We start from the raw sequence: 17,244 nt of genomic DNA on the forward strand, positions 1-17,244 counted from the left end.
GGCGCTGGCATTATATGAAGATCAAACCTATTTTACAGAAGACCTATTTTCGAACCTTTCTTTTAATGACCACCGTTCTGATCTGTTCCATTATTCCTTTCGTCTATTTACTGTCTGCGGAATTCGCAAAATACACCATGCTGGAGGTTCGCAGCAATTCGCAGAACGAAGTCAACAACCTGGCGTCGAAGGCCGAAATGATTCTCGGCAATTTGAAAGCTAACGGGCTCAGCATGTACGCCGATCAGAATATTCAGAACTGGTTCTTCAATACAAGCAACGATCCGCTCATCAACCATGCTGCACTCGTCGCCCAATCCAATTTCATGTCCACCGAACCGCTCATCCAGCGATCCTATCTGATTAATCTGAAGCACGATCTTATCGTCGATTCCAAAGCCGGAATCGTCCGCAATGAATCCTTTGCCGACCAGCGCATGCTGGAGCGCGTGGAGTCATTCCACCCCCAATACTTGCGTTTCTTTAATCATTCGCTGGATGGCTTGGACTCCCTGGCCCTTATTCTGCCTGCAACCCCCGAGAAGCCGTCTGACTATTATCTCGTGCTGCTCGTTGATAAACCGCTGCTGTCGAAGCTTCTGTTCGGCCAAACGGCCTCCTCGGAGCAAGACATTCGGATTCTCGACGAGCATGGGCAACTTCTATTGGGTGTACCTAATCCCGCGCTGAGCGGACAGCTTTATCAAGCGAGCCGGGAGCGGCAGGACAGCGATTTTCAAGTTCGGCTCCCCCATCAGAGATGGTTCGTCAATACAGCCAAGCTGACTACTGAAAATTGGTCGGTATACTATTCGAATGAGTATCATATTTTGACACGCCATATCTCCTTATTCCAGCAAAAATTGATAACGTATACATTGCTGCTATTGGCACTCCTCTCCTTGTTGTTCTACTGGAGTTCTCGCCGTTCCTTGCGCTCCATCACCTTCTTGTCGGAAAAGCTGAAGGGAAAAGTTGCATTCGCAAACGCCACGTCCGATGCCAAGCCGGATATCCAATGGATCCATGACGGCATCGATATGCTGCTGAACAATGTGGAACAACTTCATGCATCCATGAGAAACCAATCCGAGCTCGTTCGAACGGAGTTTCTCGCCCAGTGGATGCTCCACGGGACACCGGGTACCAAGAGCTACGAATATATTCAGACCAGGACCAAACTGGCCTCCTGTGAAGCTCTGTTTTTGGCCGTCCTCCGGATCGAAGCCTATACGGTCTTTTGCGAACGTTACGATTTCCCCTCCCGGAAATTGATCAAGTACGCCATACGCAATATTAGCGAAGAAGTGATTGGCGCAGGTTCTTATGCGGCCGAAGGCTTGGATATGGGCGGAGACCATATCATTCTGGTCATTGGAGGCTATGCATCCGGCGGGCTTCAACTACAACGTCTTCTGGAGGAGACGCAGAATCAGGTGGCACGTATCCTGAACGTGGATACAACCGCCGCAGTCAGCAATGCCTATGATTTTAGCGCCAATATCCGAAACATTTATGATCATATCTACGAATTGACGAAACTGCGATTTCTTAACGGAGAGAAGCAAATTTTTCTGGAGAGCGATTATGAAGAGTTTATGGCAGGGTATCCTTCTGCGTCTGAGGCGCTTGAGACAGCGGAGATCATCAAGTCGATCCGCCGCGGCCGTCCGGAGACCGCGCTCGCTACGCTGCGTCAGCAGATGAAGCACGTCCATGAGCTTCCTTATCGCGACTGCAAGCTTAACCTGACCTACTTTACCTATGATTTGCTCAAGAACTTCAACAAGTCCAGCGTCCTGCATGAGATCAGCAGCATTCATCAATTACTCGAGCGGTACAGCACGTTGTCCGAGTTTCAAGCATGGCTGGAGAGCATCGTCACGATGCTCGCGTCCGAGACCGAAGTTCCGAAATCTTCAAGCCGCAAGGAAGAAATCGTCCTGGAGATCAAAGAGTACGTGGACAACCACTTGCAGGATGCGCAACTGTCGATCGAGCAGGTAGCCGACAATTTTTCCTTTTCTGTGAGCTATATCCGGCAGCTTTTTAAAGAGATCATGAACGTATCATTGTCCGAGTACATCCTTCAGGAACGAATCGAGAAAGTGAAGGAGAAACTGATATCCAGCCAGTTCTCGGTGCTGGAGATCGCAGATCAATGCGGCTTCATATCCAAAGGCCATTTTTTCTCCGCATTCAAGAAGTTCACGAATCTTACTCCGAAGCAGTATCGGGAAATCCACGGGGACTCCGCCGGTAAAGATATCGTTCCTCCCAGCTTATCATGGAGAAGCGGCAGCTAGATATGCTTGTTCCGCAGGAAGAAGCTCAAGTCGAAAAGGACCTCTCCGGTAAAGCTCCACAGCGCTTACGGAAAGGTCCTTATTCGTTTATCCAAAATCTCTGGCGCTATTTACCGGTCGTTTCTTGAACCGGCTCAAGCCCTAGCTTCGGATTCGCCAAGTCGAGTTTATACATGACCTGATTGTAGTTATACCGCGGGGTTGGAACATGATTCGTGAAAGTATTCGTATAGGTTCCTTCGAAGTAGATGACCCGGCCGCCATCCTTGCTGAAGTATTCATGCTGGGCTACGTTATAAAAAGTATAGTCGTTATGCGTAACGATATGCTTGGCATTGGTCCAAGGACCTTGAGGCGATGGCGCTTCCGCGTACCAGACTTCCCCAAGTACCGATGTCTTGCCTAGTACCTGCTGCGCGATCATCACGTAACGCTGCCGATATTCATTCCATTCTATGGAGCTTTGGGCGATTTGAACGTCTTCACCAGTATCGATATCCTTCAATTGATAATAATGCGGGTCGTCAGTTTTGATCAGGCCTAACTGGATCAGCTCTTTCTCTTGTTCTTGGTTGAGCGGCTGAGTGTCCTTTTTCCAGCCCCATACGAGCTTGCCGTCCGCGTCGCGTTCCAGCGAGGTTTGAGCCCCGTTGTATGTCGTTCCCGGCGTTAGGCACGTAAACGATTCGTATTGGGTATAGTCGATAATGGCGTCATAGCTGGCAGCAACGCGCAAATTCGGAATTCGGTGTTCGGTAAAGAGCCAGTATCCCTTCCCACCCTCCTCGTAGTAGGTCGCCTGTCCGCCCGGATGGCGCCAATCGTCTTTCGAAGGGAACTGGACGACCTGCTCGAACTCCTTCGTGGTGTCGTTAAAGACGAGAATACCGAAGGCGGTGGGTTCAGGATTGTGCGTGCTGTAGCCGGCGAGCAGACGCTCCTGTCCAGTGCTATCTTTGGCGGTCATCAGACCGAATACCCAGGCTATGCCTGCACCGTCAGGCAGAGGCGGCACCAAGCTTTTGACGAAACCGTCCTGATTCGTAAAATAGTCCAGATTAACGCCGACATCCGGGTCCAGCCCCCCCTTACTCGGAAGCTTGGAAGTCGCACCCGTCACCCGGAAGTTCCCCAACGGATAGGCCGGTCTATCGGTATCGCCCCAGAACCAGTACAGCTTATCGTTGTACTCAATCGTCTGCACGGAATCCTGCCCCATGACCAGACCGTTGATCAGCGGCTCCTTAATGGGAGGCTTCTGGCCAACGAGTAAGCTGTCGCGATAAATGCCTTGGCCTGTCAGCCGGTACAGCCGCTCTGCAATGTTGATCCGATTCATCTCGAGCGTTACACTGCCCTTTGGCTTAACCTCTACAGCCTGCCCCCGGTTGCCAAACATATCGGCAGGAATGTCGTAGCCGTCGCTCGACATATGGAAAAAGACCGTCTGATCCATCAGACCTGGCTCGTCGAATGCCACAATACCGGCACTGTCCGTATAATACAGCACACTGTTCGTCGTCTTCAGTTGGACATGAGGAATGCCCCTGCCTGTCTCGGCATCCACGACCTTGATCATGAAAGGCTCCTTGACCTTTATCTTCTCGCTGCTCGCATTCTGCTCGGCGCTGCTTCCGGCAGCCTGCGCTGCCATCGCGGCGCCCGGGGCCGTCATGGCCATCAGCAGGATGCAAGTCCATATCCCCGCACGTTTCCACTGTTTCATTTTCATTTCTCTTACCTCCCGGTCTTGTCGTTTTAATAGAAAAAATCGTTGCGCTGACCCGATACCGTCTGTTCAAGCCCTATCTCTACAGCCATGGTTACGAAATACCTGGATGCGTTTGATCTATCGCTGCTTTGCGATCGAGTGACGCTGAGTGTCATCTCTTCTCCGTTGTTGAACTCCTCACTAACCACCTCCTTTCGCAGTAAGGAGAGCAATACAAGAACGTAGGGGAGCGAGCAAAAAAAGCGACTATTGACGTGCTTATTCAATGAAGCCAGATCACATAGCACCGAAAGTTTTCTTGCGGTATGAAGAAGCCTCGTCTCGAGGCCTATAATGTAAGCGAATACATAATTCTTTATGTGTAACAGCCGCCCAAGCTGCGCGGCTGTTCTCTGTGAGGAAACGTCTTTTGGACCCATAAACCTGCTTATAAATATCGCGCGAAGCGGCTTAGGCGAACAGGGCAGGTCCGCTTCGAAGAACTTTGTACAGATCTTGGGATGCATATTGAGGATAACCTGCCCCATGCTGATGAAGGAAGCACCTGTCCTTTGTCCCCCAATATATAGTAGAAATTCCACCAACTAAGGACAGTAGACGTCAGGAGCCCATTCGCATGCGCGACCAATCGAACCCGATTGACTCCCGTATGGATACTTACGCTCACAGACCGTGATCGAGCCGCCGATCATGACCAGGCGCCCCCCCTTCTCTTAGCTTCATCCCCTATTCCTCCCACTCGGCCGGAGCTTGATCGTCTTCACCTCGAACGGACGGAACTGAAGCGATACCTCTTCGCCCTCGTGCGGCAAAGCCGCCAACTTCTCCTCCAGCATATTGGTCTCATAAACCGCCGCAACGGACAGCCCGAAGTGAAGCCCGCACGCTACGGAAGCTCCCTTGCTCTCATACAGACGCACGATCCAATCGCCCGATCCGTCTTCGGCAAGCTTGACCGTCTCCGCGATCACATTGGCTTGATCGATAGAGAGCAACGATTGCGCCTCCCGGCCTCCTCCGGAAACGAGGCTGACAGGATAGTTCAGCTCGTAAGCTTCCCGCACGACAGGACTATCCAGGAACGAGCCGTTCCAGAACGTAAATCCATATGTAAAATGGTGCGTCCCTTGATCGGACGTCTCATCCGGCCACGTCGGAGCCCGAAGCAGCGTTAAACTCATCGTATTGTCGTTGACAGAAATCCCGTATTTGCAATCGTTCAGCAGCGCAAAGCCGCGGTTTGTCTCCGCAAGCGCCGACCATTTATGCTGAACCACTTCGTAACGATCCGCATCATGCGGACGCGAAGCATGATTCGGCCGCTTGACGTAACCGAACTGAATTTCCTGCAACGACTCGTTTGTGTGAACGCAAACAGGGAAATCGACTTTTAGCAGCTTATTCTTCTCGCGCCAGTGAACCGTCGTATGGAATTCCACCCGGCGGCTGCCGGCACAAAGCCGGATATCCTGGATCAGGGTCGATTGGTTCAGTTCGCGCTCAACCCGAATATTCGCGAAGAGCGGGCCGTTCGCCGTAACGGATACTTTGGCGCTCGCATTCAGCTCAACGGGTGCCAAGCGGTAGCGCCGATCGATCTCCCAAGCATCAAAATCCGAATTCTGATCCCGATACATCCGCATGACGTTGCAGCGATCCGCCGCCCATTCCGTGCCGGTCTCCTTGTCAAAAATAGTCGTTAACTCGCCCCGTTTGTTTATTTCTAGCGCAATCCATTCGTTCTCCAGACGCGATTCCGTCGCAAGGACTGCCGACGCTGCTGGAGCGCCCGTCGCTTCCGCTTCTTCAGCCCTGTACGTCGACCAGCCCATGGAAGGCACCTCTACCTCGGCATAGCGAACGCCTTCGTGCAGTTGCACCGGCAGAATTGCTCCGTTCTCCTCCGCAATGCCATGAACGCCGACAGGCAACGCGACCAGTTCCTTTCTCGGCCAGGACAGCGAATTAAAGACGGTAACCCGGGAGGCATCGCCGTCCGTGAGCGCATCCCTTGTATCCGAAGCCAAGTCGTACACGTTCTCTTTCAATTTCTTCAGCTCAATCTGTGCCTCTTCATGGACGCGATGGATGGAGGAGCCCGGCAGAATATCGTGGAACTGGTGCAGCAGCAGGGTCTTCCACAACCGTTCCAAGTCCTCGTAAGGGTAAGCCCGGTTACTAAGCAGCTCCGCCGCAGCCCCCCACAGCTCCGCCTCGCGGAAACCGATTTCCGCCTTCCGGTTCAGCTTTTTGATGATCGCTTGCGTCGTATACGTCCCGCGGTGAGCGGGGTAGTAGAGCTCTCCTACATATTTGGCTTCAGGAATGCCTTTTTCGATTTGATCCTCAAAAAATTCGATCGGCGAGCCATGTTTCGTCTTGGGGACGCCTTCCAAATTGGCGAGCCTGCGCATAAATTCGAGATCATCCCGATTGGAGCCGCCGCCCCCGTCGCCGTGTCCGAACTGCGTGAGCCGCGAGGAAATTCCCTCAAGCTGGACGCGATCGCTCCACTGATGGATTAAGAACGACGGGTTGATCCGAATTGGATAGTAATCGCCGTAGTTCATCAGATGCGTCAAAATTCGCGAACCGTCGATCCCTTCCCACATGAACGTATTATGCGGGAACGGGTCCGCTACATTATCATAAGTACCGAACAATTTTGTAGACGCAAAATAATGGATCCCGCAGCCTTTCATGATTTGAGGCAGGTTCCCGGAATAGCCGAATACGTCAGGCAGCCACAGCATCTCGTTGTCCACGCCGAATTCGTCCTTGAAGAAACGCTTGCCGTGCAGCGCCTGACGGATCAGGCTCTCGCCGCTGGGCAGATTCGTATCGGGCTCCACCCACATGGAGCCTTCGGGAACGATTCTCCCTTCCTTCACTGCCTGTTTGATTCGCTCATACAGCTCCGGATACAGCGTCTTGACCAACTGAAACAAATACGGCTGGCTCTGGGTGTAAGTATATTCCGGATATTCGTCCATGAGCGCCAGCTGATTGGACATGGTCCGCGCAATCTTCCGCTTTGTCTCCGCGATCGGCCACAGCCAGGCGACATCCAGGTGGGACTGTCCCATCAGGTACAGGGTCGGCACCGTCGAACCGTTCACGCAGGCCAATAAGGGCTCCATCAACTTCCGACACTGCTTAGCGTTCTCACCGAGCGATTCCTGCCGGAGGGTCAGGTCGATCGTCGCGAACACCTGAGTCAGGCAACGATCAATCTCCGCCACGCGGAGGGATTTGGCATCCAGATGATTGCGAAGATCGTACAAGCATTCCAAATCGATGAAAAACTGGTAGACTTCCTCTTCAAAAACGCAGAGCTGCGACTCTCCGAACGTCGGCCTGGAATCCGAATGGCCGGCGTACGCCTCCGCGACGATTTCAAATGGCTCGCCGGCTTTTGCCGAACGGGTTAAAGTTACGTAATGATGGTTAAGGTCCTTTGCGCCGCTCACGACACCGTTTATGTATACGGTCGCTTCGGATCCGAAATCAAGCATGGCCACAAGCCGTTTGCCTTCGGCCTCTTCGGGAACGATAATGTTCGAGCGGAACCAGCCGTAGCCCCAATTTTCTCCCCACCGCAGACCCGGAGCGAAACTCTCAAACGGTTGTCCATCCATTTCATGAATGAACAATTGTTCCATTGTCGTAAAACCGGAAAATTCTATAGAAGAAAGCTTCGTTATCATAAATGAATCTCTTTTGTTTAGCAGCTTTTCCACATGGAATAAAATCTCTTTTTTTTCACTCAAGGTTTCTCACATCCTATGGTTTCGTTATCTTTGGTTGGATCCTATCGCCTTGCGATATACCGCCCCTCCGCGGCGGTAGCCAGCGGAGAGACGCTCTCTCTCTATTCGTTTCCTAGCGCTCTTTGTGCAGCATCATTATAGATTTTCAGCGCTTCATCAATGTTGCCCATTTTTTTGACCTTATCGATGAATGCCTGCCAATTGTCGAAGCTGTTCTTGCCTGCTACGAATTTGGCTTGTTCTTCCGTAACGAACGTCTTGATCGGGTTCATAATCTCCGAAATCCGCTGGCTTTCACTGCTCGTGAGTTGAATCGACGGCTCGCTCAACCAAGAAGGAACATAGTCGTTCTCGGGCATGGGCAGACTCGTCAGGAATTCCGCCTTCTCAATCGGCACCTCTTCATATTTACCGTTGAATACCGTATAGTCTGTCGCGGCAAAATCCACGAACGCTCTTGCGTCGCTTACCATCTGCAGACCGGGATTATGGTTCCGGCTTGCGCGCATGCCGTATTTATCCCCCTCCAACCAGGGATCCTTGGCCGTTTTCAGCGAGTCGACAAAGGTCGGAACGCCGTCTTCTCCGATCGTATAGGTCGTGCCCTCGATTCCCCAAGTGATGAGCTGGATCATTTCATCCGAATATTGATAATCGATGAATTTAATCAATTCTTCAGGGTTTTTAACTTTTGAGCTTACGCCGTAGACTCCCCAGCCCAAGTCAGGGGTATTGCCGTTCACAACCTCCTGCCAGGCTTTCCCGTACTTCGGATTGTCGGGATACAACGAAACCGCGAAAATCTTCCCGTCGTCGGCTGTTCTCGTATACTCGGCCGGCGTCGTAAACCACTGCGTCAGCCACATGAGGTTGTCGCCGTTCAGTGCTTTTCTTTTCAGCGTATCGTCTGTATCAATCGTATACTCCGGATCTAACAGCTTCTCCGCATACAGCTTATTTGCAAATTGGAGCGCATCTTTATATCCTTCATCCAGAACTCCGTATACGTATTTCTCGCCGTCCCAGAAAATTTCATCCCGGATATGGTTCGCGGAGAACAGCGATCTCAAGCTATTCCATTTGGTCGCAACGGGATATTTGTCGGGGTAGAGCTCTTTAAGTTTTTTGGCAGCCCCATAAAATTCATCGAGCGTTTCCGGAATTTTGATGTTATTGGCTTCGAACACGTCATAGCGGTAGGCAGACGTATTCTGGATGAGCATCCCGCGATCCTCGGGGAATCTAGGCGTAGAGGTTTCTTTAAAGGTGTACATGTTGCCGTCGGCATCCGTTACCCGCTTCATCCCGTTTTTTACCTTGCCAATGTAGTTCATATAGTTCGGCATCAAATCTTGATACTGGCCTAACTCGAGAAGCTGGCCTTGTTCGGCCATTTCGGTCGTATCATAGAACAAAGGCGTCACGAAGAAATCCGTCAGATCGTCGCTTGCGATCATAAGTTTGACCTTCTCGTCATATTCGGAAGACGGAATATAGTTATATTCAATTTCTACCTTCTTGCCCATATAAGCTTCCATGCGTTTATGCCATTCCTTGCCTACCAGGCTGTTCGGATTATCCACACCGTTCGCAGGCAGGGTGACCGAAAAACGCATGACTTCTTGATTCTCTTCATGGGTATCGGTTTTTTTGGAATTATTCGAACATCCGGAAAAAACCATCAGTAAAGCCAGTCCGAGGACAAGCATCTTTGCCAATTTGTTCATTCCATTTCCCCCTAATTTGCACAATGAACCGCTTCTTCTTCAAATCTGCTATTTATTACTGGTCATGCATGACTTCACACTTAGCTTGCTTGCACCGCCGCATCCGCTTCTCTAGCCTTTGATGGAGCCGACGAATATCCCTTTGGTGAAATGCTTCTGGAAGATCGGGTAAATACACATGATCGGAAACATGGTAATAATGATGACGCTCATTCGTACCGCCTTGGGATCAAGCGTTTCCCCCGGAGCATTGATGGCGACCGCGCCGCCTCCTACCCGTCCTTGAATCGCAGTCGTATCCAAAGTAAACAGATAGTTTCGGAGCACCATCTGCAAGGGATACTTGTCCTGATCTCGCAGATAAATCAAAGCCTCGAACCAACTATTCCAGCTTCCGACCAGACCGAATAGAGCAAAGGTTGCAAACAGCGCTTTCGACAACGGCAGTATGATCCTGAAGAGAACCACCAAGTCACTTGCCCCATCGATATAGGCGGAGTCCTTCAGTTCAGAAGGAATATTCAGGAAGAAGGTCCGAAACAGAAACACATTATAAGCACTGATCGCACCGGGGAGAATCATGACCCAGACCGTATCCAACAGGTTCAAACCGCGCATAAGCAGATAGGTCGGAATTAAGCCGCCGCCGAAAAACATCGTAATCATGAGAAAAATGGTCAGAAATTTCTTGCCCGCAAATCCCGGGATCGTGAGCGGATACGCCATCAGTGCCGTAAACAGCAGCATGATGCCCGTAGAGCCGGCCGCATAAATGATCGAGTTCAGATATCCTTTGAAAATGTAAGGATCCTGAAATACCGTCGTGTACGCTTCCAGATTAAATCCCTTGGGCCAAATCGTTACGCTCCCCGAGGAGATGTAACGCGTGCCGCTTAACGATGTCGCGATAATGTTCAGAATCGGATACAGCACGACAATCAGGATGAATAGCATGATAACAACATTGAATACATCGAAAGCTCTGGAACCCAAACCAGCCTTTTTCAACATCCCACCACCTAGAACAAACTCGTCTCTGATACTTTCCGGCTTAACCAATTGGTCAAGTAAAGGATCGTAAAGGAAATAACCGACATGAATAATCCGATGGCCGTCGTGTACTCGTATTGTGCGCCCAGTATACCTTGACGATAAACATAGGATCCGATGACATCCGCTACTTCGTAAGTCTCAGGCGAATAGAGCAGAATGATCTTCTGGAAATCGCTCCCGAGGATTCCTCCGACGGCAAAAATCAGCAATATAATGGTGGTCGGCTTGAGCGACGGCCATGTGATGTGCAAGACTTTTTTCCACCGGCCTGCGCCGTCTACATCGGCCACGTCATACAGCGTAGGATCAATTCCGCTTAATGCTGCAAGGTAGATGATGGTGCCGAACCCGACGCCCTGCCATATGCCGGAAGAAATGAAGATGGTCCGGAAATAGTCAGGTTCGAGAAGAAACATGATCGGGTCTCCGCCGAAGAATCCGACAATATGGTTAAACAAACCGTCTCTTGCCGTAAATTCCTTAAGCATCCCCGCAACAATGACGACCGAAATAAAATGCGGAAAATAAGAAACCGTCTGTACAAGCTTCTTAAAGCCCTTGTTTTTCAATTCATTAAACAACAGAGCCAATATAATCGGTGCCGGAAATGACCAAAATAAAGTATACAAACCAAGAAGCAAAGTATTCTTTAATACCCTGAACGCCATCGGATCATTAAAAAAAGAAGTGAAGTATTTTATACCTACCCACTCGCTTCCCCAAATCCCCTTGGAAGCATTGAAATCTTTGAAAGCGATTAATATTCCATACATCGGAAAATAGTGAAAGATTAACAGCGTCAGAAAGCCGGGAAGCACCATAAGATAGAGATAGCGGTGCTTGATGATCCTGGCCACCAGCCTGTTATTGGTTGTCTTCAAAGGAACACCTCCTGACTGTTAGAGGTTGTTCAAAAAGTCCCGCTTTGATCACGAAGCAGCACTGAAAGTTTATTCGACATCGAATCTTGAATTCAGCCGGGCCTTCCGGTGCTCACGTACCCAAAACGTACGCTCCGCTCCTCAGCCCCTTGCTTCATCCAACTGAAGCGTTTTGAAAAAACGCACATCGGTAGCATAAGCTTCGGTGCTGAAAGTCTGGCTTTTTGAACACGCACTATTAACTTAACATGTTGTGATCGGATACAGCTGGTGCTAATGCTCCTGGTCGTATGAGCCTGGCCATTTGGTTCGTTCTATATGTAAGCGCATTCATTTTCACCCCCAGACTGTATCCTAACGTTCGCCGAAAACGCATTTGCTTTCGTCTACCGTCCCCTATAGATATGATTATCATGTTGTCTCACAGGTTATTATGCTAAGTAGAAAATAACACATACTATTTAAGTCGTCAACAGATAAAAATGTTTGTGTATTCCTCGTTAATTGGCATACTATCTCCGAATCGTGCCGAACTGACGATACCGATGGGGCGTTACATTATGCCTCCGCTTAAATAAGTCGTAGAAGTAGCTGACATTATCAAGTCCGATTTCAAGGCTGATGTCCACAATATCCATATCCGTGTTCATCAGCAAATTCTCGGCGTAGGACATTCTCAATTCGTTAATGTACTGGGTCGGGGACATTCCGAGGTGCTTCTTGAACATTCTGCATACGTAGGCATGCGATTTGCCCGACAACTGGACAAGCGCAGCCGTTCCCCGCGTGAAGTGCTCTTTCTTTTTTGCCTCTCTGCATAGGGACTTAAACCATTCCGGTTGTCCAGTAAGTTCAATCGGATCCGCGTCAGCCTTGATATACCTAGAGAACAGGTCGGTCATGACGGCTCTTACCTCCGCTTTGACGGCCAGCTTCTTCTCCTGCGGGATCAGACTGAGCTGGTCCAGCCGGTACCGCACATATTCCTTTTCCATTTTGGACAGCAAGGTCGACGGCGGCATGGCCGGTCCAAGCAGTCTTTCGCTTGGAAACCCTTCTCCCAAGAAAGCGATGAGGTCTTCCAGGACCTGGCGATGGAACGACAAATTGATGAACTGGCAATCGCTGTCCGTCGTTTGCTCATAATAATGAACGTCCCGATCCCGTATGAACACGAGTGTATTTTCCTGCAGCAGCTGTCTTTTGCCGTTAATGACATGTACAACGCTTCCTTTCAGGATAAGAAACAATTCAAAGAAGTCGTGCGTATGCATGCCGATCGTGTCGCGCACCGAAGCGATCAGCCGATAGTGGGCCTGAATTTCAGGATCAATGCCGTCCGCCGCATAAAGCTTTAACATAGGCGATATCCCTCCTAGTTTGTATACTGACTTGTTCTTCCGATGTCAAAACACCATAAAGCATTCCAAAATAGAGCAAGATCGGAAGCAGCACTATCGATTAGGATAGAGTTGTTATTGAAGACTGAAAGGAGATTGGCCACGAATGAACTTATTGGAACAACGTCAGCAATTCGAAGCAAACAAACGCATTTATGAAAGCGCCAAGCTTGTCTTCCGAGGAGTCGAAGGCTTCGATGTCTACAATCCTTCCATTCCGTTCGCATGGAACGGAAAGCGTTACATTTACGGACGCGTGGAGAAACGACATGAGTGGGCAAGGTCATGGGTTCGCTTGTTCGAGCAGAGCGGTCCGGACGAGTGGACTGCCGTGCCGGATACGATGATTTATCAGCTTGAAGACCCTTATATTAGCGTGATCCACAAACAGCTCGTATTGGGCGGCACGCATGTCCGTTACAAGCAGGGACGGCTCGATACGTTCTACGGTTATTTCTACAAAGGCAGCGATCTTCACGATCTCCTCTACTTCACGACAGGTCCGGATTATATGAAGGACATTCGGCTCGTTGAGCTCCAGGACGGGAGAATTGGCGTCTTCTCCAGGCCGCGCGGCGAAGGGATCCGCAAGGAATTCGGCAGCGAGTCCTTGGTGGGATTCACCATCATCGACAGCCTTGACGATCTGTCACCGGATGTCATCGAGAACGCCCCTTATATCCGAGGATTATTCAGTAAGGATGAGTGGGGCGGCTGCAACCAGGCTTACTTGCTCGAAAGCGGGAAGATCGGCGTCATCGGCCATATCTGCTACGCTCAGGGAGATACGTCGACTTACATGAACATGGCTTTCGTACTGGACCCGCGGACGAATCAATTTTCGGATTTGAAAATCATCGGCACCCGGCTTTGTTATCCGGATGGCCCCGCCAAGAAGGCACATCTGACCGACTGCGCGTTCACCGCCGGCATCGAAATGCGTCCCGACGGCAAGGTCAATCTGTACAGCGGCATCGGCGATACCGAAGCGGCTCGCATCGTCATCGACTACCCGTTCGAGAAGGAAGGCGCCATTTTAACCTTATAATGCATGTTCAAAAAATCGGGTTTACAGGACCGAGAAGGTTGGATAAAGCTAGGGACTGAGTAGCGGAGCGTGCATAGCGGGTACGTGAGCAACGGAAGGCCCGGCTGAATTCAAGATTCGATGTCGAACCCGCTTCCTGATCTGCTTCGTCCTGGAAAGACGACTTTTTGAACAACCTCTTATAGTTGTAATTCCATGATCGAGCTGCTGGATTCCCCGGCGGCTCATTTTTATATCTGGTTGCGGCTTGGTATAAATCCATTCATTTTTATGCAAGGTGTCCCTCCAATAGTTATTATTATAAGTTAATCAAAACACATACTTTATTTGACCCCATCGTAATACAGAGCTTCACATAATTCAAACTTTTTATATCATTTCGCTTCTTTTTTGCTTAATTCCTGAAAATTCCACACCTATTCGACAAAATCTTTTCCGATTCACACTCCAACCACGTATACTTTTTAAACAGATGTGCGCTATAATTGAGGAAATGTTTATACGAGGTGAACTTACTTGAACAAGAAGGACTTGGCTCTGCCAAAGTACCAGATGGTAAAAGACTATGTCTTATCCCAGATCGAGAATCGGGAATTTACGAAAGACGATCGGATTCCTAGCGAGTCGGAGTTCTCCAAGCTGCTGGATGTCAGCTCCATCACGGTGCGTAAAGCGCTGTCCGAGCTGGTGAACGAGGGCGTGATCTACCGCGTCCGAGGTAAAGGAAGCTTTGTCGCCAGCCAAGCCGACGCCTCGGAGAAGACCTCCACCTCCAATCTGGTGGCCTTCGTCATCTCCGGCGTCGATCTGTACGACAGTTCGTATATGCAGATCATGAGAGGCATTCAATCATTTCTAGGCCAGCATGGCTGCAAGCTCATCATCGAATTCGTGGAGAACGACTTCGAACAGGAACGCGAGCTCATTCTGGGACTCATTCAAACGGAGCTAAGAGGCTTACTCATCTATTCCTCCGATCCCGAAGCTGCAAAGGGCTATCTCGGAGAGATTCGAAAAAAATCGATTCCGTTCGTTATGTTGGATCGTTCCCCTTCGGGCTATCCGGTGAACGTTGTCACCTGTAACAATCATGACGGTGCTTATGAAGCAGTAGAATACTTGATCCAGCAGGGACATCGGCGAATCGGATTCGCCGCTTACGACTATCATCTAAGCCCGGAGGTTGACCGATATAACGGTTATTGCAACGCCATGTCGAATGCGTCCATTCCGATACCCGATTCGCTCTTGTTCCTGGATAAGGAACTAGACTATGCTGCACTTGTGAGCCTTATCCAAAATGGTGGGCTGACCGCGCTGTTCTGCGCGAACGACAAGCGGGCCCTGGAGATAATCGAACAGCTCACCACACTTGACATACGCATACCCGAACAACTATCCCTCATGGGCTTTGACGATTTCGAGAGCTCCAAGTTCGCCAAGGTGGCCTTGAGCACCGTGAAGCAATATTTCGACGTCCTCGGCTATGAAAGTGCCAAACTGCTGTTCGAAATTACCGAGGGCTCATCTTACGGCAATAAGAAAGTCATGTTGCCTACAAGCTTGATCATACGCGACACGATCAAGCCGTTCCAAGGTTAGAGCAACGCCAAAAAGACAATGGATTCCGGATTGTGCTCTGGAATCCACTGCCTTTTCATAATGCTGCCTATCTGCTTGTACTATTCGGCGCGCTGACGGATACGACACCGTCGTTTACTTGCCTAGGCCTTAACATACTGCATGTACCCTATAACGAAGAAGTAATCCTCTCTAAGTTCAAATCCGAATGCAAATCATTCCCTGTCTGTGTCCGATAAGCGCTGAAGTCATCATATTCTTCGCCTTTCCAGATCCAAAGCGATTGATTTTTGCTGCTGTAGTGATTAAAGTCCACTATGTTCCCTTCATTTTGGGTGAACTCGTTGGTGATCATTAGCCCATCCTCATTCGCTTTGATGGAGTTATAGCGCATTTCATTGTTCCTTGTATCGAAGGCCAAATTGATTTCACCGTAACCAAGATGCTTGGTGTTGTTTTCAGTGAACTCATTCTCTTTAATGATACAATTTTCCGTCCTTCCGCGATCTTCGTCATAGCCGCCAAGCGTGATGCCTGCCGCGCTATTGTTATAAATGCGGTTAAGTGTCACCTCTACATTTGAAGTTGAACCTCCGGCATGCTCACTTGCCAATTCAATTCCAAAATCATTGCCGTGAATGTCGTTATCGATGATTTTGATATCTTTGCCACCGTCAACATAGATACCAGCGGCGGAATAGTCGTTTCCATATGCGGGATTGCCATGAGAGGAATTGCTGTATACCTGATTTCCCTGAATAACACCGTTTCGCGCCTGATCTAAAACGGGGTTCGGTCCGGTACCTTCAAACCCTATGATGTCGACGCCGATATTGTTGTTATGGTGGACGTGGTTCTTCGTAACACGAAAACCGTCTACGTTTCCATTAATCGCCATGGCCTCGCTGGCTCCCAGCTTCAGGTTGTACAGCTCATTTTGGATTATAGCAATCTGCTTGAGCGGAGCTGCCGAGTTGCCGTAAACAGCAATGCCATGGGCATTGCCGCCGCCTGCCTTCTGACCCGCATGGGTCCCCATATCGTGAACGCGGTTCCCTATGATTTCAATATTTCTGCCGCTGCCGCTCACATGAATGCCGATGGGAGTGACATCAGCGGAACTTGTATCGTAATGGCGTATTTCTACCCCTTCCACGCGTACATAGCTGGCATTGTCAATATGGATGACGCCATTTTCAACGGGTTGAACGCCTTTGCCGTCCATGACTGCCATATGTCCCTTTGCACTGCGCAATGATATGTAGCCCTGGTCTGACGATCCTGATTTTTCGATGCTCACCGTTTGGTGATATACTCCTTCAAGAAGGATGACGGAACCGCCCGGCTTGACTAATTCGATTGCTTTCTGGATGCTGGCTAGCGGGGCATTCATCGTCCCCGGATTAGCGTCTTTACCTTGCGGCGAGACATAATATTCCCCTGCCGATGCTTCACCCGTTGCTCCCATAGTCATGATCCCTATTGAATCAGTTTCCGATTGTTCGGTGACAGAATTAATTGCATCACTAGGAAATATCCTAGCAATGAAGTAAGCTGTACTTACCAACAACAGAATGAGGAAACTGGCACCCAGAATAATCGAGATATTTTTTTTGCGAATGATACCCACATCCTTTAAACCGAATAGTTAGTAGTATTTTATCAAGCCCGGGGTATTACGGCCAGCACGAGCTCATTCTTGTCCTCCGTGAGTGCGATTGTTGAGCGGCTTTTTATTTAAGGAGC

Annotated in this window: 10 protein-coding genes; 3 read left to right on the top strand and 7 right to left on the bottom strand. The window is 49.8% G+C overall.

Going from position 1 to position 17,244, the window contains the following annotated elements; genetic code table 11:
- Positions 1-14: 14 nt before the first annotated feature.
- Entirely contained in the window at positions 15-2,306 is a 2,292-nt protein-coding gene (locus tag HMPREF9412_RS18760; protein WP_009593253.1) for an AraC family transcriptional regulator, read from the top strand.
- Positions 2,307-2,412: 106 nt separating this feature from the next.
- On the opposite strand, the gene HMPREF9412_RS18765 is transcribed toward HMPREF9412_RS18760, so the two are convergent.
- From HMPREF9412_RS18765 to HMPREF9412_RS18795, 6 genes are all read right to left on the bottom strand, one after another.
- Positions 2,413-4,038, bottom strand: coding sequence for a hypothetical protein (locus tag HMPREF9412_RS18765; protein ID WP_009593228.1), 1,626 nt, complete (start codon positions 4,036-4,038; stop codon positions 2,413-2,415).
- Positions 4,039-4,757: 719 nt separating this feature from the next.
- Positions 4,758-7,808: an alpha-mannosidase gene (locus HMPREF9412_RS18775; RefSeq protein ID WP_009593256.1), complete on the bottom strand. Its 3,051-nt coding sequence runs from the start codon at positions 7,806-7,808 to the stop codon at positions 4,758-4,760.
- Positions 7,809-7,909: 101 nt separating this feature from the next.
- Complete coding sequence (locus HMPREF9412_RS18780) at positions 7,910-9,535, bottom strand: ABC transporter substrate-binding protein (protein WP_009593238.1); 1,626 nt, start codon at positions 9,533-9,535, stop codon at positions 7,910-7,912.
- 111 nt (positions 9,536-9,646) lie between these two features.
- The gene (locus HMPREF9412_RS18785; RefSeq protein WP_036672725.1) at positions 9,647-10,543 is read right to left on the bottom strand and encodes a carbohydrate ABC transporter permease; all 897 of its coding nucleotides are present in this window, start codon (positions 10,541-10,543) and stop codon (positions 9,647-9,649) included.
- 11 nt (positions 10,544-10,554) lie between these two features.
- The gene (locus tag HMPREF9412_RS18790) at positions 10,555-11,469 is read right to left on the bottom strand and encodes an ABC transporter permease (protein ID WP_009593214.1); all 915 of its coding nucleotides are present in this window, start codon (positions 11,467-11,469) and stop codon (positions 10,555-10,557) included.
- Between the two features lie 512 nt (positions 11,470-11,981).
- Positions 11,982-12,830 (bottom strand): AraC family transcriptional regulator, encoded by an 849-nt coding sequence (locus HMPREF9412_RS18795; protein ID WP_009593264.1) that lies wholly within the window; start codon positions 12,828-12,830, stop codon positions 11,982-11,984.
- Positions 12,831-12,975: 145 nt separating this feature from the next.
- On the opposite strand from HMPREF9412_RS18795, the gene HMPREF9412_RS18800 reads away from it, so the two are divergent.
- The gene (locus HMPREF9412_RS18800; RefSeq protein WP_009593279.1) at positions 12,976-13,917 is read left to right on the top strand and encodes an MTP-1 family protein; all 942 of its coding nucleotides are present in this window, start codon (positions 12,976-12,978) and stop codon (positions 13,915-13,917) included.
- 516 nt (positions 13,918-14,433) lie between these two features.
- A complete protein-coding gene (locus tag HMPREF9412_RS18805; RefSeq protein ID WP_009593237.1) occupies positions 14,434-15,519 on the top strand; it encodes a substrate-binding domain-containing protein in 1,086 nt (361 codons plus the stop codon).
- Between the two features lie 148 nt (positions 15,520-15,667).
- On the opposite strand, the gene HMPREF9412_RS18810 is transcribed toward HMPREF9412_RS18805, so the two are convergent.
- Positions 15,668-17,128: a DUF1565 domain-containing protein gene (locus HMPREF9412_RS18810; protein ID WP_036672712.1), complete on the bottom strand. Its 1,461-nt coding sequence runs from the start codon at positions 17,126-17,128 to the stop codon at positions 15,668-15,670.
- Positions 17,129-17,244: the final 116 nt, after the last annotated feature.

The organism is Paenibacillus sp. HGF5 (assembly GCF_000204455.1).
Lineage (GTDB): Bacteria > Bacillota > Bacilli > Paenibacillales > Paenibacillaceae > Paenibacillus_AQ > Paenibacillus_AQ lautus_A.

Bases quoted from the DNA above. Each gene is read 5' to 3' on its own strand.
- HMPREF9412_RS18760 (WP_009593253.1), top strand. From the start codon at position 15: ATGAAGATCAAACCTATTTTACAGAAGACCTATTTTCGAACCTTTCTT.
- HMPREF9412_RS18765 (WP_009593228.1), bottom strand. From the start codon at position 4,038: ATGAAAATGAAACAGTGGAAACGTGCGGGGATATGGACTTGCATCCTG.
- HMPREF9412_RS18780 (WP_009593238.1), bottom strand. From the start codon at position 9,535: ATGAACAAATTGGCAAAGATGCTTGTCCTCGGACTGGCTTTACTGATG.
- HMPREF9412_RS18795 (WP_009593264.1), bottom strand. From the start codon at position 12,830: ATGTTAAAGCTTTATGCGGCGGACGGCATTGATCCTGAAATTCAGGCC.
- HMPREF9412_RS18800 (WP_009593279.1), top strand. From the start codon at position 12,976: ATGAACTTATTGGAACAACGTCAGCAATTCGAAGCAAACAAACGCATT.